Consider the following 22,082-nt stretch of genomic DNA (forward strand, 5'->3'; position numbering starts at 1 on the left):
TAATAAATAGATTTTTATTATGCTGGAGGAGTGATTGATTTGGCGATTACATTAGAAAAAGGTCAACGTATTGATTTAACAAAAGGAAAAGCAGGACTAACCAATATTCTAGTTGGACTTGGCTGGGACCCTGTGTCACAAGGCGGCGGTTTTCTTGGAAAGCTGTTTGGCGGCGGAGGCGGCGCTGATATTGATTGTGACGCTTCAGTGCTGATGCTGAAAAATGATAAGTTTGTTGAAAATAAAGATTTGATTTACTTTGGTAACTTGAAAAGCAAATGCGGCAGTGTCGAACATACAGGTGACAACCTGACAGGTGAAGGAGACGGAGATGATGAACAAGTCCTCGTCAACTTAAGCAAGGTACCAGGCAATGTGAATAAATTGGTGTTCGTTGTGAACATTTATGATGCACTTAGAAGAAACCAACACTTTGGTATGATTCAAAATGCTTACATCCGAATTGTTGACCGTTCAAACAATCAAGAATTAGTGAAATATAATTTGAAAGATGAATATGCAGGTAAAACATCATTAATCGTTGGAGAGCTTTATCGCCACGAGAATGAGTGGAAGTTTGCAGCTGTAGGAAATGGTACAAACGATGCGAAGCTTGCCGATATTACGAGAAACTACATTTAATTAGAAGGGAGAGGTTCCTAGTGGGAATTTCTTTAGCGAAAGGTCAAAAAATTGATTTAACAAAAACGAATCCAGGTTTAACAAAAGTAGTCGTAGGTCTTGGCTGGGATGTAAACAAGTATGATGGCGGACATGACTTTGATCTAGACGCAAGCGTATTCCTTTTAGATGCAGCAGGGAAAGCAAACTCTCCATCTGACTTTGTCTTCTACAATCAAACAACTGGCGGTGGCGGAAGTATCGTACATACAGGCGATAACCGTACAGGTGAAGGAGACGGAGATGACGAGCAGGTCAATGTTGATCTTTCAACTGTACCAGCAAGTATTGAGAAAATCTCCTTCGTCATTACAATCCATGATGCAGAAGCACGCAGCCAAAACTTTGGACAGGTGTCTAACGCTTACGTCCGTATTTTAAATGCGGCATCAAATGAAGAGCTCATTCGCTATGATTTGGCAGAAGACTTTTCAATTGAAACAGCGATTATTGTAGGCGAATTATACCGTCATGGCGGAGAGTGGAAATTCTCAGCTGTTGGATCAGGCTATCAAGGCGGACTTGCCCGCATTGCAACAGACTTCGGCTTAGATATCGGGTAACGCCCGTTTTCATATTTTCAGGAGATAGGAGAGATACGAATATGGCGATTCAGCTTTCAAAAGGACAACGTGTCGATTTAACGAAAACCAATCCAGGGCTGACAAAAGTGATGATCGGACTTGGCTGGGATACGAATAAATATTCAGGCGGAGCCGAATTTGATTTGGACGCTTCGGCTTTCTTAGTAGATGCAAACAATCGTTGTCAGCAAGACACAGACTTCGTGTTCTATAATAATCTGCAGCATCCAAGCGGCAGTGTCACTCATACCGGTGATAACCGTACGGGTGAAGGAGATGGAGATGACGAGCAAATTCTCGTTGATTTCTCGAAAATTCCTGCTAACATTGATCGTATCGGAATTACAGTGACGATTCATGATGCAGAGGCACGCAGCCAGAATTTTGGACAAGTCTCTAATGCATTTGTTCGTGTTGTAAATGAAGAGGGCGGGGAAGAATTGATTCGTTTTGATTTAGGGGAGGACTTCTCAATTGAAACAGCTGTCGTCGTATGCGAACTATATAGACACGGCAGCGATTGGAAGTTTAACGCAATCGGAAGCGGATTCTCTGGCGGACTTGCAGCTCTTTGTCAAAATTATGGGTTAGAAGTGTAAAGAGAAGAAACAACTTCATTCAAGAGGCGCTGCCAATGACTCATATGAGGGTATTTTCCAAAGTGAGAAAGAAACAGCGATCAAGAATAACAGCAGGCGAAAGCCTGCTGATGCTTCTACACTTATAGGAGGAAAACCAGTTGGACATTTTGAAACATATGTTGGACACGTATGCCTCGTTTTTTGATTGGCATATGTGGGCAGAGGTATTAACAAATCCTGTCTCTTGGGGGCTTATTGGGACCCTTGTCGTGCTTGAAGGTTTGTTGTCAGCGGATAACGCACTTGTATTAGCTGTTATGGTGAAACATTTACCTGAAAAGCAGCGTAAAAAGGCATTAACCTACGGATTAATTGGCGCTTATTTCTTCCGTTTTCTATTCATTGGCGTAGGGATGCTGCTCATCAAGTTTGCTTGGGTGAAAGTCCTGGGCGCTGCATACTTAGCTTGGCTGGTCATTAAGCACTTCTGGTTAGGTGACGGAGATGACGAAGCGAAGGAATTGAAAAAAGAAGGCTGGATGATTCGCGTATTTGGCGTCTTCTGGGCAACTGTTATTTCTGTAGAAATTATGGACCTTGCCTTCTCGGTAGACAGTATCCTTGCTGCATTCGCTGTATCTGAGGAAGTATGGATTCTTCTTTTAGGTGGAATGCTTGGAATTCTCATGATGCGTACAGTGGCACAATTATTCCTTGTGCTCATCGACCGTATACCAGAGCTTGAGAATACGGCATTTATTCTCATTGGAATTATTGCCATCAAAATGGGCTTAAGTGCTGCTCATATTGAAATCCCGCATCTCGCATTCTTTGCGATTATTATCCTAGCGTTTATCGGAACGTTTATTGTTCATAAAATCAATAAGAAGAAGCATCAAGGTGTAACAAACGAAGCTGCGGCTTCAAAAGAAGAATAGGACGATCAAAAAGGAATGGAGTTGACTAGCGGCTCCATCCTTTTTTGAATCATCAAGTCATTACAACAGGAGGTGGCACTGCATGCGATATTTTCGTTTTTTATCAGAGACGAGGCAGCACGATATTTTTTTAAAGCGGCCGGCGGCAGTTCATTCATTGACGCCAAGGCATGTACTTGCGCATGCATTAGGTGCTACTTTGTATATGCCTGCGACAAGACAGGATGTAGCAGACATGCTGCTTTCGCAGAAATATGAAGCGCTTTGCTCTGTTGTGTTTTGCTTGGAGGACGCCATTGGTGATCAGGAAGTGGACATGGCTGAACAGAATATAGTGGTACAATTGACCTGCCTTACTGAGACAATTCATCACTCTCCAGAAATAGCTGAGCATTTGCCGCTTTTATTTATTCGAGTTCGTTCGCCTAAACAACTGCTCAAAATGGCAGATTTGCTCGGTCCCTCTCTTCATTTACTGACTGGTTTTGTGTTTCCAAAGTGCTCCGTTCACAATGCAAAGGAATATGTGGACAGTTTGAAACAGGCTTCAGCACAAACTCAGAAAACACTATACGGAATGCCCATTTTAGAAACACCAGATTTATTAGAAAAAGAAACGAGATATCAGGTGTTGTCTGAATTAAAGCAGATCATGCTGAATGATGAGGAATATATTTTGAATATTCGCATTGGAGCAACGGATCTGTGTGGATTATACGGCATTCGCCGTGATCGCGAGACCACCATTTATGAGATCAGAGTCATTGCTGAGTTGATCACAGATATCATCAATTATTTTGGTCGTTCATTTGTGATATCAGGTGCTGTATGGGAGCATTTTGGACCGGCACGAAAAGAACAAAATCCATTCATCTGTGCAATTTCTAAGAGCGGTGAATCTTCCTCATCTGAACTCGATCATATGCAAGGTCTGCTCAAAGAGACAAAGATGGATGTGGTAAACGGTATTCATGGCAAGACAGTCATCCATCCAACGCATCTCAAGCCAGTTCAAAGCATGTACGTTGTCACAAAGGAAGAGTACATGGATGCATTAAGTATTTTAGAGCATGCAGATGGTACAGTCGGCGTGATGAAGAGTACCTTTTCTAATAAAATGAACGAAACGAAGCCGCACTATCGCTGGGCGGAAAACATTTTAATGAAGTCAGACATTTACGGGGTGTTTCATGAAAATAGAAGCTATATCGACATACTCACAGAAGCAGAAGCCGCATACGCTGAACATCTTGGAACATATGGAGGTGGAGCTTAACCTCAAAGAGGGTACGCTTCAGCTTGAAAAAGAACATCTTTTTGACATGGCGGCACGGGTGAACAAAAAGAGAGCCTTTTTATTTGTTAGCAAGGTGCTCGGGAAACATATGCCTGTTCACCCGTTGAAGCCACTCCTCGTCTCAGGTCTTTTGGCAATGGCTTATGCAAAAGAACAAACAGGCAAGACGCCCCCGCATCAAGACGATGTAGTAGAAGCACTAAAAACGAATGATCATGTTAAGTTAACTGAAGCCTATGCTGCGCTCAAAAAAGAGAAGCTTTCGGCGGTAAACGAGCCGATTGTGATCGGCTTTGCTGAAACGGCAACAGCGCTTGGTCATGGTGTGTATGACGTCATAGAAGGAGCATCTTACATTCATACGACACGTGAACAGCTGTTGGATCTTGATCCTTCACTCGTATTTGAAGAGGAACATTCTCATGCGACAGATCAGCTTTGCTACGCAGATGACGCCTTACTTCGGACGGATCGCCCGATTGTGCTAGTAGATGATGAGGTCACGACAGGCCGGACAAATATGAATATCATTCGGGATCTGCACGCAAAGCACCCTAGATCCTCTTATACGATTCTATCCATTTTGGATTGGAGAACAGAGGAGCACGAGGAAGCGATGCTTCAGCTTCAAGAGGAGCTAGGGGTAAATATCACATCATTATCTTTATTAAAAGGGCAGATGATGTTTCGGGGGACAACACTGGATGAGCCTGCTTATTCGTATGAAATTGCTGCGCAAGAGAAAAGACCTGAACTCTCTTTTCATTCTCTTCAATCCTTCTTTAAGCAAGTGCCATATTCACTTTCCCATGCAGTCAATCCGGCGGGGCATTCGCCGTATATCCATGAAACAGGTCGTTTCGGTTTAAGCGCAGCGGACACGGACGCCATTGATCAAGCAACTGCTGAGGCTGGGCTGAAGCTTCAGCGAAAACGAAAAGGAAAACAGACACTTTGCTTAGGAACAGGAGAATTGATGTATGTGCCGATGAGACTTGCAGCTCATATGGGCGAAGGTGTCCTTTTTCATTCGACGACAAGAAGTCCGATTCATCCAGTTGAAAAGGAAGGGTACGCTGTTCAAAACGGATTCGCATTTTTGAGTCCAGAGGATGCCCGCATTCAGCACTACGTGTACAATATCCCTAAAGATCAGTACGATGATGTCTTTTTGTTTTTTGAGAAAAAGGTGTCTCAAGAAGCTTTGATGCCGCTGATCCACTTATTTGCCGAGCGGCATGTGAAGCATGTGCATATTGTGACTTTATCAGATGAGGTGAAGGTGAATGGCTAACGTGTATACAAAGATGGGAAGCTATCCAGAGCAGGACGTAACCTTCTTACTCAAGGATTTATCATCGATTGAGATGGAGAAAAGTACAGAAGAGCGGGAGCGCTCTATTCAAAGCGGTGCCCATTACTCAGAAATGCTGCCAATTGAATATAAGCCGACGGCATCTTATATGGACTTATTCTATCAATCTCTTGAAGAAAGTAAGCAAAAGGTAGCGGAAGCCGTAGCGATTGTCGCAGAACAAATTGTGAAAAAGCGAGGATTTCAAACCGTTCTGTGCAGCTTGGCACGGGCTGGGACACCAATCGGGGTGCTCATTAAACGGTATATCAGAAAGACGTATGGACTCGATTTGCCGCATTATAGCATCTCTATTATTCGTGACCGTGGAATAGATGAAAATGCGCTGCATTATATCCTCAAAGAACATCCAGGTTTTGAGATTGCCTTTATTGACGGTTGGACTGGAAAGGGTGCTATTTCCAAAGAGCTTCAAAAAGCGGTGCTCGATTTTGAACAGAAATATGGAATTCGTCTTTCGAGTGAGCTGGCTGTGCTGGCTGATCCTGGTTATTGTACGAGTGTTTACGGAACGAGAGAGGATTTCCTCATTCCAAGTGCCTGCTTGAATTCAACGGTCTCTGGTCTAGTTAGTCGAACGGTGCTAAACAACCGCTGGATCCATGCCGATGATTTCCATGGGGCTAAGTATTATGAAGAGCTCATTGATGAGGATGTCTCTAATTTGTATGTCAATACAATTGAAGAAGCGTTTTCTGAACTTGATGCAAATGTAAAAGAGAAAGCAGAGACCCTTCTCGCACAAGGAACGCCTCCAGACTGGCGAGGGATGACCTCCATTGAAGCGATTGGTCAGGAGTTCCAAATTGACAATACGCATTTGATTAAGCCAGGCGTCGGTGAGACGACCCGTGTGCTGCTCAGAAGAGTCCCTTGGAAAATACTCATTCAGCCTGGATCTCGGGAAAAGCTCAAGCACATTTTACTACTCGCAGAGGACAGAGGCGTGCCCGTCATTGAATATGCCAACATGTCCTACACATGCTGCGGGCTCATCCGCCCGTTGGAGCAATCGTCATGAAGAACATCGCATTTGCCAGTGATTTAGACCGGACACTGATATACTCACATCGAATGCTTGAGCAGTATGCATACAAGGGAGCATACGAATTAATTGAGGTGCTGGACGACCGGCCGCTTTCCTATATGTCTATTGAAACGAAAGCCTCCTTACAGGCAATTCATCAAGCAGGCTGGTTTATCCCAGTGACGACAAGAACGACAGCACAATTTGAACGAATCACTCTCTTTCAGCAAGAGATCAAACCAGAGTATGCCGTCACGACAAACGGCGGCTGTATCCTTCATCACGGTAAGCCGCTTGAGGAGTGGCAGGCGATTGTAGATGAGAGACTGCAAGAGTGTATGCCGGTGAGAGATATGCTGCGGGCGATCTCTGAACTTCCGGTTGCCGCTTGGGTGAAACGTACTCGAACAGCTGAGGGAAGATTTCTTTATTTAATTATGAAAGACGAGTTTCTTTCTCATATTCCGCTCGCTGAATTAAGGCTGTGGGGTGAGGAGAGAGGCTGGCAAGTTTCCCTTCAGGGTCGAAAGCTGTATTTTATTCCAAAGCCGCTCAATAAGTGGGCTGCTGTTGCTTTTCTAAAAGAAAGGCTACAACTTGAATATGTATATGGTGCGGGCGACTCCTTGTTAGATGCTGATCTCATACGTCAAGCGGATAAAGGCTTCGCTCCGAGTCATGGTGAAGTCTTAGATGTTGATCTATCGCTTGAACCGACGACAGCCTCTGGCATGGCGGCGGCAGACGAAATCGCCGCTTCTGTCGCAAAGAAGATGAACACAGCAAAAAAGCCTTCGATTCGATAGCAGAAGTAGAAGGCTGAATGATATGATAGTAGTAGCTTTCGAGAAAATATAGGAGAAAGGAAGGAGCGGCGTGAGTTATAAAGAAATCAATGTAACCCAGACACGGGCGAAACAGGAAGCTTGGAAAAACCTGCTGAAAAAGCCGCTCCCTGAACGAGACGGCTACGTCAAGGACGAGCACACCTTATCCTTGCCGCGTCTCGCCGCCCGTGTCCTTGGAACTCCGCATGATGCAACCGATTATTTTATTTATTTACATGAATTATACGAAACTGACGGCATGCATATTTTAAGTGAAACCCTCAACCGGCATATTGAGCCGGAGCACTTTCAAGCGCTCCAGCGGATTCATATGATCAATCAGGAAGAAAAGGGATTGTCCGTGAATCGATTTGTGGCTTTCTTAGACGGTGAACAGCTCATTGTCCGTCATCCAAACCCAGTGATGAACCGGCATATCCGCCTTTCGTTAATTCAGGTGTTTGAACATTTCAAGCAGCTGCATGAAGGGGGATTCCAGCATCCTGATTTCCGCCGCGTGCTGCTAGATGTGGTGAAGTTTTCAAATAATCATCTAGGACCATGGCTGAAGGAAGGCAATATGGAAGAAAAAATGCCAGCTGTCATTTGGTATGGAGAGGCGAATAAAAGTCAGCTTTATTTTCTTTACTATGTCATGCTGATTGGCTGTGATGTGGTGCTGTTTCATCCAGAAGGCAAGGATCAATTTCGTGAATTAGATCCAGAAGAAAAGCTGACTTTTATTGATCAGTATCCAGGGACGTCAAAGCTTGAACCGTTCCCTACAGAAAAGCCTGAGAGGAAATCAACGGTGGCGTACCGTTCGACAAGAGAGCTTGAAGAGGTACTTCACACAGAAGATTCCATGCTGTATAAGCCATGGCAATTCAGAGATCATACCCCTCATTCTATTACGCTAAAGACAACGTATGATGAGCTGTTTTTAATTGCGAAGGAACGGTCGTTTATCCGCCCGAATTTCAAAGCAGACCGTGACACCATACAGATTCCGAATCTTTTTGCGAAGATGATGGGGGTGACGAGAGACAAGCGAGAATATTGGGACCGTATCCACACGCTAATGGAGGGGAAAGAAACGAAAACGATTCGTCATTTCCCTTTCACACAAGAAGTGTCTTCGAATTATCAATTTCATTATCAGCATGCACTCTCTAAAGCAGGAGAGGTTGACCCTGATTTGGTAATGAAAAGCAATGTGTGGCAGTTCTCGCATTTATATGAGGGCACGCAGCGTGCGATCGCAGAGGCCATTTCTCGCATATGTCAGCATCCGAAGCTGTTAAAAGAAGGCCATGAGACCGAATTAGATGTGCGTATTTATTTATTCAAGCAGCTTTTGCATATGAACCAAGATGTAATTGAACTCATTCAAACCTTTGATTATGCCCAGACTGTACCGAAAGTGATTTTATACCATACGGAATATAATGGTGAGCTGACTCGTTCTGATGCGGCTGCCCTGATTTTCCTAAATGAAATGGGTGTGGATCTCTTCGTCTATCATCCCGCCGGCTATCAGTGTATAGAGCGGTATATAGACGATCAATTATTTGATACACATTGGCTTGATGAAATGGTCATGAACCAAGAGTTTAAAGAGCCGTCTATTGTGAGAAAGTTATTTCAATCCATTAAAAACCGATAAGGAGATCAAAGCTTATGACAAATACAAACGGAAATGACATCATTTCAATTGATAAAGAGGAAATCACGATTGAAAAGGCAGACGATATTCGCATTCAGCTGCGCAATGAACCAGAAGTCCAAAACATTGCGAGACAGATTGATGCCAAAAATCAGCTTGAACTGCTTGAATACGGGAAACAGCCGGCTGTCGAAATCTCTAAGTTTTCTGACCGTATCCTCTCTATGATGCGATCAACAAGTGTCACAGACTCAGGAACGATGCTTACACAGCTTGGAAAGATTATGGATCGTTTTGATAAAAATGATTTTGACGAGCCGAAGGGCGGTTTGTTATCAAAAATCTTTAAACGCGGTGGCAGCATGATCGAAAAGATTTTCAGCAAATATCAAACGCTCGGTGCAGAAATTGAAAAAATCAATGTGGAAATCAGTAAATACAAAGATGAAATGACCAAATCGACGGTTACGCTTGAAGAAATGTATGAGCATAACATTCAATACTATATGGAGCTTGAAAAGTATGTCGTCGCAGGGCAAATGAAGATCGAAGAATTAAAACAATTGGTCCCTTCTTATGAAGAAAAAGCGGCGGGGGGAAACCAGCTGGCACAAATGGAGCTAGATACGCTTCGTAATGGGATTCAAGCGCTTGAAGAGCGTGTATATGATCTTGATATGGCACGGATGGTGGCACTTCAAACGGCACCGCAAATCCGTTTGCTACAGCGTGGTAATACGAAATTAATCGGGAAAATTAACTCTGCCTTCATCATTACGATTCCAATTTTCAAAAATGGAATTATTCAAGCGGTGACAGTGAAGAGACAAAAGCTTGTGGCTGATTCCATGAGTGAACTGGACAGAAGAACGAATGAAATGCTGAAACGAAATGCTGAAAATATCTCAAGTCAAAGTGTTGAGATTGCTAAATTATCAGGTCGTCCAAGCATCGACATTGAAACGATCGAATCATCCTTTAATACGATTGTACAAGGGATGAAAGAGACGAAGCAGATTGAAGAAGAAAACAAACGATTACGTGAGGACGGAACAAAACGTATGCTTGAGCTTCAAGATAATATTAAGAAAGCTGCCCTAGAGTCCTAAAAAAACAGGCTGTCTGTAACGAAAGTTGCAGGCAGTTTTTTTCATGAATTTGATTAAAATTTGAGGAAAAAGGTTTTTATGTGACCTTTTTCGGGTAAATCCTGTTCAGGGGCATGGTTCACCCATGAAAGAAAAAGTCCGCTATCACAAGGATTCGACTTATTTTTTAGCACAATAAGGAATTTCCAGTAAAATATTGTCTGATGAGAGAAAATACCCCGTAAAATATGTAGTTTATGAAGCATTCTATAGGATTTACGAGTAATACGGCGTATAAACTGTAATCACCAGACCTCTATATGGAATTCATACATATTGTACGGAAATAAGCGAATTCTAAAGATTGTTCGCATCATAACGCTTATGTTACGGTTATAAAGATGCTAATTTGGAGGGAAAAAATGAATTCTGAAGAGAGAAAGATCAAAATCAAGATAAATAATGTATCTAAAATTTTCGGTAAAAATGCTAAAAAAGCATCTCAAATGCTTGAAAAAGGGAAGACAAAAAGAGAAATCCTAAAAGAGACCGGCGCAACAGTTGGTGTCAATCGAGCAAATTTTGATGTGTATGACGGCGAGATATTTGTCATCATGGGGCTATCAGGGAGCGGAAAGTCCACACTTGTGCGGCTGCTAAATAGGTTAATCGAACCAACCTCCGGCGAAATTTATATTGATGGGGATATGATAACAAATATGTCAAAGGATCAATTGCGTGAAGTTAGACGGAAAAAGATCAGCATGGTCTTCCAAAACTTCGCATTGTTCCCGCATCGTACCATTCTGGAGAATACAGAATACGGGCTTGAATTGCAAGGTGTAGAGAAAGAACAGCGCCGCTCTAAAGCGCTTGAATCTTTAAAGCTTGTTGGACTTGAAGGTTTTGAAGAGCAGTACCCAAATCAATTAAGTGGCGGTATGCAGCAGCGTGTTGGATTGGCACGTGCACTAGCTAATGACCCTGATATTTTGTTAATGGATGAAGCATTCAGCGCACTAGATCCATTAATTCGTAAAGACATGCAGGATGAATTGCTTGAGCTTCATACGTCTGTAGGAAAAACAATTATTTTCATCACGCATGATTTAGATGAAGCGCTTCGTATTGGCGACCGCATTGTACTCATGAAAGACGGGAATATCGTTCAAATCGGAACACCAGAAGAAATTCTGATGAACCCATCGAACGAGTATGTTGAACGTTTCGTTGAAGATGTAGACCTTTCTAAAGTATTAACCGCTGGTCATATTATGAAACGTGCAGAAACAGTTCAGATTGATAAAGGGGCACGTGTTGCGCTCACGCTCATGAAGAACCTTGGTATTTCGTCTATCTATGCAGTAGATAAGAAAAAGCATTTATTAGGTGTTATTTCTGCACAAGCAGCGAAAAAAGCGGCAGAAACGGGTGCGTCGCTAGAAACTGTTCTTGATAAAGAATTTACGACAGTATTGGAATCAACGTATTTAACAGAGATCTTTGACGCGGTGTCTGATGCGAACATTCCAATTGCCGTTGTAGATGAGAAAAACAGAATGAAGGGTATTGTGGTCAGAGGTGCATTGATTGGTGCATTATCAGGTAATGATGAATATATCAACATGTCTTCTAACAAGCTAGAGGAAATTAAAGCACAAGAGCCTTCTGCACAGGAGGTAGAATAAGATGTTTAGTATGAGTGATTTACCTAGAATTCCGTTCGCGGATTATATCGATCAATTTGTTGACTGGTTAACATTAACCTTTGGTGGTTTCTTTGATGGCATCACAAATGGATTAGCTGGAACAGTAAATGGTATTGTAGCTGCACTTGGCGTGATTCCATCTATTATTTTAACGCTTATCTTTGCCGGCATTGCTTGGTGGATCAGTACAAGAGGAGTTGCTCTTTTCACACTTATTGGATTCTTACTGATCGACTATTTAGGCTACTGGCAGCCAATGCTGCAAACACTTGCGCTCGTTCTGACAGCTGTGGTCATTTCTATTGTGATCGGGGTTCCGATCGGTATTTGGGCATCACAGAAGGAAACGGTGCGTAAAATTGTCACACCTATTTTAGACTTAATGCAGACAATGCCTGCATTCGTATACCTTTTACCAGCGATCTTCTTCTTTAATATTGGAGTTGTTCCTGGGGTTGTGGCATCGGTTATTTTCTCTATGCCGCCAACGATTCGTATGACCATTCTTGGGATTAAACAAGTACCATCTGATTTAATTGAAGCAACCGAAGCATTTGGTTCTACGACATTCCAGCGTTTGTTCAAAGTTCAGCTTCCACTTGCTACAAAAACCATCTTAGCTGGGATTAACCAAAGTATCATGCTTGCTCTATCCATGGTCGTCATTGCGGCAATGGTTGGTGCACCAGGACTTGGTTCGGAAGTATATAGTGCAGTAACGCAGCTGAAAACAGGGATTGGTTTTGAAGCTGGTATTGCCATTGTTATTGTAGCGATCACACTGGATCGTATTACACAAAACATTAAAACGAAAAAAACCAGGGGGAATGCTTAATGTGGAAAAAGTCTCTCTACATTGGGATGACCGCCCTGCTCGTCTTTTTACTAGCGGCTTGTGGTGCACAATCAGATTCAAATGCAAGTGCAGCACAGCAGGTCAATAAAACGATTATCGGGATTGATCCGGGTTCAGGTATTATGGCCTTAACCGATCAAGCGAAAAAGGATTACGGTTTAGAGGATTGGACGGTTGTATCTGCCTCAAGTGCAGCGATGACAGCGACATTGAAGAAATCGTATGACCGTAAAAAACCGATTATCATCACTGGCTGGAATCCTCACTGGATGTTTTCCCGCTACGATTTGAAATATTTAGATGATCCGAAAAAATCATATGGTGACGAAGAAGAAATTCACACCATTTCTCGTAAAGGATTTGCGAAGGATCAGCCGGAAGCAGCCAAAATGCTCAGTCAGTTTAAATGGTCTCAAAATGATATGGGTGAAGTGATGCTTGATATTCAGGATGGCGTCAAACCAAAGGATGCTGCAGTTAAATATGTGAAAAAGCATAAAGATCAAGTAGCGAAATGGACAAAAGGCGTGAAAAAATCAAACGGTGACAAAATCAATCTTGCCTACGTTGCGTGGGATAGTGAGATTGCAAGTACCAATGTGGCCGCAGAGGTATTGCGTGAACTTGGCTTTAAAGTGACCTTGACTCAGGTTGAAGCGGGCCCAATGTGGACAGCAATTGCAACCGGAAGTGCTGATGCATCATTATCTGCATGGCTTCCAAATACGCATAAAACGTATGCAGCGAAGTTTAAAGGAAAATATGATGATCTCGGTACAAGTATGAAGGGTCTTCGCATGGGTCTCGTTGTTCCGACTTATATGAAAAACGTCAACTCGATCGAAGATTTGAAAAAATAGCCAATTGTATAACAGTTCCCTTATAATAGAAGGGAGCATATGGAAAAAGCAGTCTGCTCAAAAAGCGACTGCTTTTTCTTATATATAAGGATGGTGGATGAGTTGTCGATGGTGGAAAAACCAATGATGATTTTCCTGCACGGTGGAGGCGTAAGCAGCTGGATGTGGCAGGAGCATATGGAAATATTCAAGGAAACGTATGAATGCTATACCCCTGATTTTATTGGTCACGGGACAAGAGCAAATGAAACGTCGTTTTCCATGCGAGAAAGTGCTTATGAAATCATTTCATGGATAAAGGAGCATGCACATGGCCGTACAGTCATTCTAATTGGCTTCTCTCTAGGTGCACAGGTAGCCGTTGATGTGTTATCGAGAGAGCCAGACATCGCAGACATCGCCATCATCAATAGCGCCCTTGTGTTGCCATTACCATGGCTCTATTTGATGGTAAGGCCCATTTTACCTCTTACATATCCGTTATTAAAGAAAGATTGGTTCATCCAGCTGCAAGCAGAAAAGATGGGACTTCCAAACGATGTACTGGATCATTATGCAGCGGATTCCAAACAATTGCAGAAGAAGACGCTGCTTACGATGTTTCAAGAAAATCTTCATTACAAGCTCCCTGACACGTTTCAACAAGCAAAGGCACGGATTCTTGTGACAGTGGGAGAAAAGGAAAAGGGCATTATGACTAGGTCAGCAGAAAAAATCACGAATGCACACCCGAATGCAGCCGGGTTCATCGTTCCTGACATTGGACATACGTTTACTTTTGAAAAGAAAGAACTTTTTGTCGACATGATCAAAAGCTTTATAGAAGAGCGTGCGTTACCAGCGGAATTAAAGGAAATAAGGAAGCTAGGCCATTTAGAAAGTGAAGATGAGCATAAAAGGGGCAGGCATGTATAAGACACTGTATGATATAGGTATAAAACGCTTACAGATGAATGGGTGTATGGATGGAAGCTCGTAAGTGAGCCATGAAGGAGGAAGCATGAGTAAAAACTATATCATATTTGGTGCGAGTCAAGGATTAGGGGATGCCTTTGTAAAAGGTCTTCCTTCAAGTGGAGATACAGTATGGATTGTGTCACGAAGTGAACCAAGCAGTTTGAACATAGACGATGGGGTGCGTAGAATTTGGCTGAAGATCGATTTATCAAGCCAAACCCATATCCCTTTTATGCTCGAAGCATTGAAGAATCAGACAATTGATGTACTTATTTATAACGTAGGTTTATGGGAGAAACGCGGCTTTGAAGATGATTATTCTTTCGATCTTGATCAACCGGAGGATATCGCTCATTTAATCAATGTGAACGTTACCTCAACGATTACCTACATCCAAGCTCTGCTTCCGCACGTAAGGACATCTGAGAATGGAAAGATCATCGTCATTGGTTCTACTGCGGGACTTGACCATACGAATTTGTCTCAGGTTTCTTTTGTTGCTTCTAAATTTGGGCTTCGTGGTATTGTGAACGCACTAAGAGAGCACGTGAGGAAAGATAAAATATCCGTTACCTGTATCAATCCAGGAGAGCTAGCGGCAGAAGTTCCATACGAAGATGGCGCTGAAAAAGCCATTGCTCTGTATGATGAAACGAGAATACCTGTACAAGATATTGTCGAGCTGGCGAGATGTGTCATTCATCTATCCAGGGTGTCCTGTGTGAAAGAAATCAATGTCCCGGCGATGACAGATGTGAATGCGTAAAATAAAATAAAGGAGACCACCCGCTTCAGGAAAGACGGGTGGTTTTTTTATTTTACGATGAATGCTGCTGAAGTGTTTCGTATACAGCTTCGGTCAAAATCTCAATACCGGTAAAAATGGCGGAGCGATCGAATGTCATATAAGGGTGATGAAGCCCAGGTTTTAAATCACAGCCTAAACCGAGCATCGTCGATTTAATATGAGGAAGCTTTGCTGCATAAAAATGAAAGTCCTCTCCGCCTGTCGTCACGATCGGTGGATCGAGCTGTTCTTTGCCTAGCACTTGCTCTATGGCATGTGACATGATCTCCACAGCTTCTTCATTTAATGTCGCAGCTGGAAGACGATGGTCAGTTGAAAGTGTGATAGAGGCGCCAAAAGCATCCGCTACAGAATGGCATGCTCTTTCAATTTCCTTTTCTAATTCATCCATCACTTCGTTTGTCTGCGCCCGAACGTCGAGTGTAAAAGAGGCCTTGCCAGGTATGATGTTGGAGCTGCCGCCGCCTGCATTTAAATTGGTCATTTTCACAGAATGGGCGACTCGTGGATCAACATGGATATGTGCCAGTCTCTGCACAAGCGTAGATGCAACTTCAATGACGTTGACCCCAAGATGCGGGCGTGCACCGTGTGCTTCCTCCCCTAGAATCGACCCGACGTAATGATTACTTGATCCGTGCAAAATGGCAGGAGCGCAGCGTCCGTTTAAGGTTTCTTGAATTGGGCGCACATGCACCCCGTATAAATAATCGACGTCAGCTAACACACCTTTTTCGATCATCTTTAAAGCGCCGCCTCCTCTTTCTTCGGCAGGCTGAAAAATGAATCGGATCGTGCCACTTGGAAGTTCTTTATCTTTCAATGCCATGAATGTCCCAAGTGCCATCGTCATATGAGCATCGTGTCCGCATGAATGGTTGGCTTGAAATACGCCATCTACTTCCTGCCACAATGCGTCAATATCGGCTCTCACAGCGACTACTGGTGCGCCTTCCCCAATTTCACCGATTACCCCTGTACAGTCTTCAAATGTTCTCGTTTTACAGCCTAATTTCTTTAATAGATCTTCAATATAAGCAGTCGTATTTGTCTCTTCCCAGCTGATTTCTGGATGGGCGTGCAGATGTTCAAAGATGTCTGTCACGGTTTGTTTCATCTCGTTTGTCAAAGTTGTCATGAGAAGCCTCCTTGCTGACAGATAATCTGCCAAAACATTCTTTTAGTGAAATAATATTGATCTTAAATATCATCAGTGTTTATAATATAACACATCATTTGATTATTCTGAAAATTAAGTGAAATTTCGATCGGGACAAAGGGGTTTTGACAGATGAAAACAGCGACAGTATCAGCACCTGAGAAACAAAAAAGAAAACTTCAGATGCCGGATGCATATGTACTCTTATTTATGATTGCTTTAATTTGTACGATCGCAACGTATTTTGTACCAGCCGGTGAATTTGATCGAAAAACGTCAGGAGAAATCACAACAGCTGTTCCTGGCAGTTATCACCGTATAGATCAATCACCAGTTAGTCCGGTTGGTTTTTTTACAGCGATTCAAGAAGGGATGGTTGGTTCATCCTCTATTATTTTTCTGATTCTTTTTACTGGCGGAACCATTGCGATTTTGGAAAAGACAGGTGCCATTAACGGGATGATTCACAATGTCATCAGCCGGTTCCAAACGAAACAGCTATTGTTTATTTGTATTGTTGGCGGATTGTTTTCTGTACTTGGGACGACCGGAATTGTGGTGAACTCGGTCATTGGTTTTATTCCTATTGGAATCATTGTGGCACGTTCTTTAAAGTGGGATGCAGTGGCGGGAGCGGCGGTTATTTACATCGGCTGTTATGCAGGTTTTAACGCAACTATTTTGTCTCCATCTCCATTAGGTTTATCACAAACGATTGCAGAACTGCCGATTTTTTCTGGTATTGGTCTGCGTGTCATCATTTATCTTTGTTTTCTCCTATCTAGTATTGTGTACATCTATTTATATACAAAACGCTTGAAAAATAAAGAAAAGGGAAGCCTGCTTGGTGACGAGTGGTTTCCAGCTAAAGGGCTAGGAGGAGCTGATGCGGAATCTGTGGACAAGCCTGAATTCACCGGCAGACATAAGCTGATTTTAGCGGTGTGTGGTTTGTCGCTTGGGGGTTTTTTGTATGGTGCGCTTCAGCTTGGCTGGACCGATAAGGAAATGGCTGGTGTGTTTATTTTCATGGCCATTGCTGCTGGACTGCTTGGGGGATTAGCTGCCAATGATATTGCAAAAACGTTTATTGTCGGCTGTCAAAGCCTTGTATACGGCGCACTCATTGTTGGCATGGCACGCTGCATTTCAGTCATTTTGGAAAACGGCAAGCTGCTTGATACTGTGGTGAATGGGCTTGCGAGTATGCTGACAGGGTTTAGTCCAATCGCTGGTGCGATCGGCATGTATATCGCCAGTGCGCTCCTTCACTTTTTGATTTCATCAGGATCAGGAGAAGCGGTTGTCTTTATACCGATTCTTGCGCCGCTTGCTGATTTAATGGGTATCACGAGACAAGTAGCGGTAGAAGCAGTGATGCTCGGTGAAGGGGTGGTCAACTGCGTGAATCCGACTTCAGGTGTGTTGATGGCTGTCTTGGCTGCAAGTGGGATTCCATACGTGAAATGGCTGCGTTTTATGGTGCCGCTTGCGCTCATTTGGTTCGTCATCGGCCTTGTCTTTATTTGTATCGGTGTCATGATCAATTGGGGACCTTATTAAATAAGAGAGAAGCCACCAAAGAGTGTTTGGTGGCTTTTTTCTTATGAGAACATGTATGGGGACAGCGGTTTAAAACCACAATATGAGTGTTCACAAAATGGCTACATTATTTTTTTGAGCAATCCCCTTGCAAAAGTTTGTGAAGTGTTGCACAATAAGAATGTGAAATATTTCACATAAGAAAAACAACCTAGTTTTACTCAGGAGGATGAGATAAATGACAAACGAAAAAGTAAACAAAGTAGCACTTATTGGAGCAGGTTTTGTCGGCAGCAGTTATGCCTTTACATTAATAAATCAAGCAATCACAGATGAATTGGTAGTCATCGATTTGAATCAAGATAAAGCAATGGGTGACGTCATGGATTTAAACCACGGGAAAGCATTCGCCCCGCATCCTGTGAATACTTGGTATGGAGATTATGAGGATTGTCAGGATGCTGACATTGTATGTATCTGCGCTGGTGCAAACCAAAAGCCAGGTGAAACGAGACTTGATCTTGTTGAGAAAAATTTAAATATATTTAAAGGCATTGTAGACAATGTGATGAAAAGCGGATTCGATGGTATTTTCTTAGTTGCTACGAACCCAGTTGATATTTTGACATATGCGACTTGGAAATTCAGCGGACTGCCAAAAGAACGAGTGATTGGTAGTGGAACAACGCTTGATACGGCAAGATTCAGATACATGCTTAGTGAGTACTTTGAAGCAGCGGCGCACAATGTGCATGCGTACATCATTGGAGAGCATGGAGATACAGAGCTTGCTGTTTGGAGCCATGCGAATATCGGAAGTGTACCGATCACAGAATTAATGAAGAGAAATGACCAATACAAACAAGAAGATTTAGACGACATCATGGAGAATGTCCGTCATGCTGCTTACCAAATCATTGAGAAAAAAGGAGCGACTTATTACGGCGTAGCGATGAGTTTAGCCCGTATTACTAGAGCCATTTTACACAATGAAAACAGTATTTTGACTGTCAGCACTTATTTAGATGGGGAATACGGAGCAGAAGATGTCTACATTGGTGTACCTGCCCTCGTGAACCGAAATGGTGCAACAGAAGTGATGGAGCTCGCACTGAACGACACAGAAAAAGAAAAATTCGCACATAGTGTGAATGTGTTAAAAGAAATTTTAGCTCCTCATTTTTAATCAATCAAAGGCAACCTATCTGAGCAGAAAAGGATGAATCACTATGTGGCAGCAAATATATGATCCGTTTGGTAATGAGTTCGTCAGTGCATTGGTGGCCATGCTTCCAATCTTGTTTTTCCTACTTGCATTGACTGTATTTAAGTTAAAAGGGGTATTAGCCGCTTGTTTTACCTTGATCGTCAGTTTTGTAACAGCTGTTTTCTTCTTTCATATGCCAATTGAAAAAGCATTATCTGCTGTGGTGCTCGGTGTATCTAATGGGCTGTGGCCGATTGGATATATCGTCATCATGGCCGTGTGGCTCTATAAAATTGCTGTGAAGTCTGGAAAGTTTGATGTCATTCGTTCTAGTATTGCAGGAATTTCTCAAGATCAACGGTTACAGCTCTTATTAATTGGTTTTAGTTTTAACGCATTTTTAGAGGGAGCCGCTGGATTCGGTGTACCGATTGCGATTAGTGCCGCTCTTTTAACAGAGCTTGGGTTTAAACCACTAAAAGCCGCCATGCTCTGCTTGATTGCAAATGCTGCGTCTGGCGCTTTTGGTGCAGTAGGTATCCCAGTTATTACTGGAGCACAAATGGGGAATATGACGCCGCTTGAGCTGTCTCAAACCCTTGTGTACACCATTCCGTTTATTTCTTTCTGTATCCCATTTCTGCTGATTCTCATTGTAGACGGCTTTAAGGGAATCAAAGAAACACTACCAGCCTTGCTTGTTGTGAGTGGAAGCTATGCGATTCTGCAGGCTGTTACAATGGTCACGATGGGTCCTGAGCTTGCCAATATTATTTCAGCTTTAGCGAGTATGGGAATTTTGGCTTTATTTCTTCGAAAATGGCAGCCGAAACATATTTATCGTGAAGAAGGGGCACCAGCCATTGAGAAGAAACAAACGTATAGCGGTGTTGAGGTGCTGAAAGCATGGTCTCCGTTTTATATTTTAACTGCCGTCATTACTGTATGGAGCCTACCAGCTTTTAAAGCATTATTTGCTGAAGGAGGACCGTTTAACTGGACAACCATTTTAGTGAAAATGCCGTTTCTGCATCAGCAAATTGTGAAATTACCGCCAATTGCCCAAACAGAAACACCGATTGATGCGATCTTTAAAATTGATGTTATTAGTGCAACAGGTACCGCCATTCTAATTGCGGTGATGCTGACAGGGTTGTTCAGCAGACATATTACATTAAAAGAAGGGGCTGCCTGCTTAAATGCAGCGGTCAAAGAGCTTTGGGTCCCTGTTCTTACGATTTGTTTTGTCATGGGCTTTGCCAACTTGGCGAACTTTGCAGGCCTAAGTTCTGCTATCGGACTAGCACTTGCTAAAACAGGCGATTTATTCCCGCTTGTCAGCCCAGTGCTTGGCTGGATCGGCGTGTTTATTACGGGATCTGTTGTGAGTAACAATGCCTTATTTGGTAACCTTCAAGCAGTCACCGCTTCTCAAATCGGCTCTCAGGCAGGTTTGTTAATCGGGGCAAATACGACCGGTGGTGTAATGGCGAAATTAATTTCTCCACAATCTATCGCTATTGCAACAGCAGCTGTTGGAGAAACAGGTAAAGAATCTGAGCTCTTCCAAAAAACAGTGAAGTACAGCTTCATTTTGCTCGGCATCGTATGTATATGGACATTCATTCTTGCTCAATTTATATAGGTTGATCGATTGATTGAAAAATGAAAGACTGAGAGATTTCTCAGTCTTCAGATTGTTAACAAAGGGCTAAAATGTACTTTTTTTAGCCCTTTGTCTTCTTTTCAGCGTGAAAGAAAACCTTTTCAGTCTAGGAAGGACGAGCACTGGAGCGGAGCGAATTCGGTATTCGTGAGCACCAGAGCGCAGGACTGACAAAGAATGCGAGGGTTTGTCTACACGCTGAGACTGAGAGATTTCTCAGTCTTTTTTTTATGTGGATTCTCGTGTGACAAGCCGAGTAGGCAGTTGAATATGTTCACGTTGTAATGGTTTTTGATCTTGCAGCAGCTGAATCATTTGTTTGACAGACTGCTGGCCAAGCTCGACGATGGGGATGTCGATGGTCGTGATCGTTGGTGCTGTCACCTCGCAAATGTCTTGATTGTCATAACCGATCACCGCTACATCCTTAGGAATGTCATATCCATATGAAATGGCTTGTTTAATGAGGCCTGCTGCAACTTGATCATTGCCGGTGAAAATCGCATCCGGCGCATCCGGCATCCGGTGGATTAAGTCCATCAAACGAAAGCCGTCTTCAATGGTAAAAGCCTCGCCAAACAGCCAATCTTCTTTAAGCGGCAAACCGTGATCAGAAAGCGCATCAAGATAGCCTTGCTTTCTTTGTTTTTGTGCTTCACTGCTTTCTGTATCAAAGCAAAATCCAATGGATGTACGCCCTGATTGAATCAAGTAGTCAACCGCTTTATAGGCAGCTTCCCGCTCATCATATCCGATAATCGGAATGTCTGCTGTTTGATGATACTCATTTGCCATGACGATCGGGCCGTTTGATAAAAATGGCTCGATTGTTTCCCACTTATTTTCTAACGCCCCCAATATGACACCATCTACTTCTTTTCTTTTTAATAATTGAAGCCCTTCAAGTTCTACTGATTCTTGATAAAACGTCTGGAGCACGATGGCTTTATACCCTTGATCCAGTGCTTCCTTTGAAATGCCTTTAATCAATTGTGCAAAAAAAGGATGGTCCACAGCTGGAACAGACACAGCAATGGTTTTTGTCTGATGTGACCGAAGGGTGCGGGCTGCTGAGCTTGGTGTATACTCCATTTCCTTCATCACCTGTAAAATGTGCTGGCGCTTTTCTTCGGATACATATGGATGGTTGTTCAGCACCCGAGAAACAGTGGTCGTTGAAACCCCGCAGCGTTTGGCAATTTCATAAATTGTACACATATTAACAAATCCTTTACACAAAGTTATTGTTCTGAA

The 22,082-nt window shown here is 42.9% G+C and carries 20 protein-coding genes; 18 read left to right on the forward strand and 2 right to left on the reverse strand.

Annotation, left to right across the window (positions count from 1 at the left end; genetic code table 11):
• The first annotated feature begins 39 nt into the window (after window positions 1–39).
• From ID12_RS06475 to ID12_RS06545, 15 genes are all read left to right on the forward strand, one after another.
• A complete protein-coding gene (locus ID12_RS06475; RefSeq protein ID WP_017358594.1) occupies window positions 40–642 on the forward strand; it encodes a TerD family protein in 603 nt (200 codons plus the stop codon).
• Window positions 643–662: 20 nt separating this feature from the next.
• The gene (locus ID12_RS06480) at window positions 663–1,244 is read left to right on the forward strand and encodes a TerD family protein (protein ID WP_008342133.1); all 582 of its coding nucleotides are present in this window, start codon (window positions 663–665) and stop codon (window positions 1,242–1,244) included.
• A 41-nt stretch (window positions 1,245–1,285) separates the two neighbouring features.
• Window positions 1,286–1,864, forward strand: a complete 579-nt coding sequence (locus tag ID12_RS06485; protein WP_007498343.1) for a TerD family protein — start codon at window positions 1,286–1,288, stop codon at window positions 1,862–1,864.
• Window positions 1,865–2,004: 140 nt separating this feature from the next.
• Complete coding sequence (locus tag ID12_RS06490) at window positions 2,005–2,784, forward strand: TerC family protein (protein WP_050826900.1); 780 nt, start codon at window positions 2,005–2,007, stop codon at window positions 2,782–2,784.
• An 82-nt stretch (window positions 2,785–2,866) separates the two neighbouring features.
• On the forward strand, window positions 2,867–4,060 hold the full coding sequence (locus tag ID12_RS06495) for an HpcH/HpaI aldolase/citrate lyase family protein (protein WP_050826901.1): 1,194 nt from the start codon (window positions 2,867–2,869) through the stop codon (window positions 4,058–4,060).
• Complete coding sequence (locus tag ID12_RS06500) at window positions 4,044–5,375, forward strand: phosphoribosyltransferase family protein (RefSeq protein WP_050826902.1); 1,332 nt, start codon at window positions 4,044–4,046, stop codon at window positions 5,373–5,375. The genes ID12_RS06495 and ID12_RS06500 overlap by 17 nt, the downstream gene beginning before the upstream one ends.
• A complete protein-coding gene (locus ID12_RS06505; protein WP_017358589.1) occupies window positions 5,368–6,477 on the forward strand; it encodes a cysteine protease StiP family protein in 1,110 nt (369 codons plus the stop codon). Before ID12_RS06500 ends, ID12_RS06505 begins: the two co-directional genes overlap by 8 nt.
• Complete coding sequence (locus ID12_RS06510; protein WP_050826903.1) at window positions 6,474–7,289, forward strand: HAD family hydrolase; 816 nt, start codon at window positions 6,474–6,476, stop codon at window positions 7,287–7,289. Before ID12_RS06505 ends, ID12_RS06510 begins: the two co-directional genes overlap by 4 nt.
• 70 nt (window positions 7,290–7,359) lie before the next feature.
• Complete coding sequence (locus ID12_RS06515; RefSeq protein ID WP_050826904.1) at window positions 7,360–8,976, forward strand: YceG family protein; 1,617 nt, start codon at window positions 7,360–7,362, stop codon at window positions 8,974–8,976.
• Window positions 8,977–8,990: 14 nt separating this feature from the next.
• Complete coding sequence (locus tag ID12_RS06520; protein WP_046526593.1) at window positions 8,991–10,085, forward strand: toxic anion resistance protein; 1,095 nt, start codon at window positions 8,991–8,993, stop codon at window positions 10,083–10,085.
• Window positions 10,086–10,486: 401 nt separating this feature from the next.
• Complete coding sequence (gene opuAA, locus ID12_RS06525; protein WP_017358586.1) at window positions 10,487–11,752, forward strand: glycine/proline betaine ABC transporter ATP-binding protein OpuAA; 1,266 nt, start codon at window positions 10,487–10,489, stop codon at window positions 11,750–11,752.
• A gap of 10 nt (window positions 11,753–11,762) precedes the next feature.
• The gene (gene opuAB, locus ID12_RS06530; RefSeq protein ID WP_024718999.1) at window positions 11,763–12,608 is read left to right on the forward strand and encodes a glycine/proline betaine ABC transporter permease subunit OpuAB; all 846 of its coding nucleotides are present in this window, start codon (window positions 11,763–11,765) and stop codon (window positions 12,606–12,608) included.
• Window positions 12,608–13,489 (forward strand): glycine betaine ABC transporter substrate-binding protein, encoded by an 882-nt coding sequence (locus tag ID12_RS06535; protein ID WP_046342553.1) that lies wholly within the window; start codon window positions 12,608–12,610, stop codon window positions 13,487–13,489. The genes opuAB and ID12_RS06535 overlap by 1 nt, the downstream gene beginning before the upstream one ends.
• Window positions 13,490–13,597: 108 nt before the next feature.
• The gene (locus ID12_RS06540; protein WP_224562876.1) at window positions 13,598–14,404 is read left to right on the forward strand and encodes an alpha/beta fold hydrolase; all 807 of its coding nucleotides are present in this window, start codon (window positions 13,598–13,600) and stop codon (window positions 14,402–14,404) included.
• A gap of 85 nt (window positions 14,405–14,489) precedes the next feature.
• On the forward strand, window positions 14,490–15,212 hold the full coding sequence (locus ID12_RS06545) for an SDR family NAD(P)-dependent oxidoreductase (RefSeq protein ID WP_039166374.1): 723 nt from the start codon (window positions 14,490–14,492) through the stop codon (window positions 15,210–15,212).
• Between the two features lie 52 nt (window positions 15,213–15,264).
• On the opposite strand, the gene ID12_RS06550 is transcribed toward ID12_RS06545, so the two are convergent.
• Window positions 15,265–16,392, reverse strand: a complete 1,128-nt coding sequence (locus ID12_RS06550) for a M20 peptidase aminoacylase family protein (protein WP_050826905.1) — start codon at window positions 16,390–16,392, stop codon at window positions 15,265–15,267.
• Window positions 16,393–16,545: 153 nt separating this feature from the next.
• Here ID12_RS06550 and ID12_RS06555 point away from each other — a divergent pair, with 153 nt between their 5' ends.
• The 3 genes from ID12_RS06555 (at window position 16,546) to ID12_RS06565 (ending at window position 20,807) form a co-directional block, all read left to right on the forward strand.
• Window positions 16,546–17,976, forward strand: coding sequence for a YfcC family protein (locus ID12_RS06555; protein WP_007498311.1), 1,431 nt, complete (start codon window positions 16,546–16,548; stop codon window positions 17,974–17,976).
• Between the two features lie 217 nt (window positions 17,977–18,193).
• Complete coding sequence (locus ID12_RS06560; RefSeq protein WP_007498309.1) at window positions 18,194–19,141, forward strand: L-lactate dehydrogenase; 948 nt, start codon at window positions 18,194–18,196, stop codon at window positions 19,139–19,141.
• Window positions 19,142–19,184: 43 nt separating this feature from the next.
• Window positions 19,185–20,807: an L-lactate permease gene (locus tag ID12_RS06565; RefSeq protein WP_050826906.1), complete on the forward strand. Its 1,623-nt coding sequence runs from the start codon at window positions 19,185–19,187 to the stop codon at window positions 20,805–20,807.
• A gap of 249 nt (window positions 20,808–21,056) precedes the next feature.
• Here ID12_RS06565 and ID12_RS06570 read toward each other — a convergent pair whose 3' ends face one another.
• Window positions 21,057–22,046: a LacI family DNA-binding transcriptional regulator gene (locus ID12_RS06570; protein WP_050826907.1), complete on the reverse strand. Its 990-nt coding sequence runs from the start codon at window positions 22,044–22,046 to the stop codon at window positions 21,057–21,059.
• Window positions 22,047–22,082: the final 36 nt, after the last annotated feature.

It is taken from the genome of Bacillus altitudinis (assembly GCF_001191605.1).
Taxonomy (GTDB): Bacteria; Bacillota; Bacilli; order Bacillales; family Bacillaceae; genus Bacillus; species Bacillus altitudinis.

What these genes read in the sequence shown, in the direction of transcription:
- ID12_RS06535 (WP_046342553.1), top strand. Translation starts at nt 12,608, where the DNA reads ATGTGGAAAAAGTCTCTCTACATTGGGATGACCGCCCTGCTCGTCTTT.
- ID12_RS06500 (WP_050826902.1), top strand. Translation starts at nt 4,044, where the DNA reads ATGGAGGTGGAGCTTAACCTCAAAGAGGGTACGCTTCAGCTTGAAAAA.
- ID12_RS06545 (WP_039166374.1), top strand. Translation starts at nt 14,490, where the DNA reads ATGAGTAAAAACTATATCATATTTGGTGCGAGTCAAGGATTAGGGGAT.
- ID12_RS06510 (WP_050826903.1), top strand. Translation starts at nt 6,474, where the DNA reads ATGAAGAACATCGCATTTGCCAGTGATTTAGACCGGACACTGATATAC.
- opuAA (WP_017358586.1), top strand. Translation starts at nt 10,487, where the DNA reads ATGAATTCTGAAGAGAGAAAGATCAAAATCAAGATAAATAATGTATCT.
- ID12_RS06540 (WP_224562876.1), top strand. Translation starts at nt 13,598, where the DNA reads ATGGTGGAAAAACCAATGATGATTTTCCTGCACGGTGGAGGCGTAAGC.
- ID12_RS06560 (WP_007498309.1), top strand. Translation starts at nt 18,194, where the DNA reads ATGACAAACGAAAAAGTAAACAAAGTAGCACTTATTGGAGCAGGTTTT.
- ID12_RS06520 (WP_046526593.1), top strand. Translation starts at nt 8,991, where the DNA reads ATGACAAATACAAACGGAAATGACATCATTTCAATTGATAAAGAGGAA.
- ID12_RS06565 (WP_050826906.1), top strand. Translation starts at nt 19,185, where the DNA reads ATGTGGCAGCAAATATATGATCCGTTTGGTAATGAGTTCGTCAGTGCA.
- opuAB (WP_024718999.1), top strand. Translation starts at nt 11,763, where the DNA reads ATGAGTGATTTACCTAGAATTCCGTTCGCGGATTATATCGATCAATTT.
- ID12_RS06505 (WP_017358589.1), top strand. Translation starts at nt 5,368, where the DNA reads ATGGCTAACGTGTATACAAAGATGGGAAGCTATCCAGAGCAGGACGTA.
- ID12_RS06550 (WP_050826905.1), bottom strand. Translation starts at nt 16,392, where the DNA reads ATGACAACTTTGACAAACGAGATGAAACAAACCGTGACAGACATCTTT.
- ID12_RS06495 (WP_050826901.1), top strand. Translation starts at nt 2,867, where the DNA reads ATGCGATATTTTCGTTTTTTATCAGAGACGAGGCAGCACGATATTTTT.
- ID12_RS06485 (WP_007498343.1), top strand. Translation starts at nt 1,286, where the DNA reads ATGGCGATTCAGCTTTCAAAAGGACAACGTGTCGATTTAACGAAAACC.
- ID12_RS06570 (WP_050826907.1), bottom strand. Translation starts at nt 22,046, where the DNA reads ATGTGTACAATTTATGAAATTGCCAAACGCTGCGGGGTTTCAACGACC.
- ID12_RS06555 (WP_007498311.1), top strand. Translation starts at nt 16,546, where the DNA reads ATGAAAACAGCGACAGTATCAGCACCTGAGAAACAAAAAAGAAAACTT.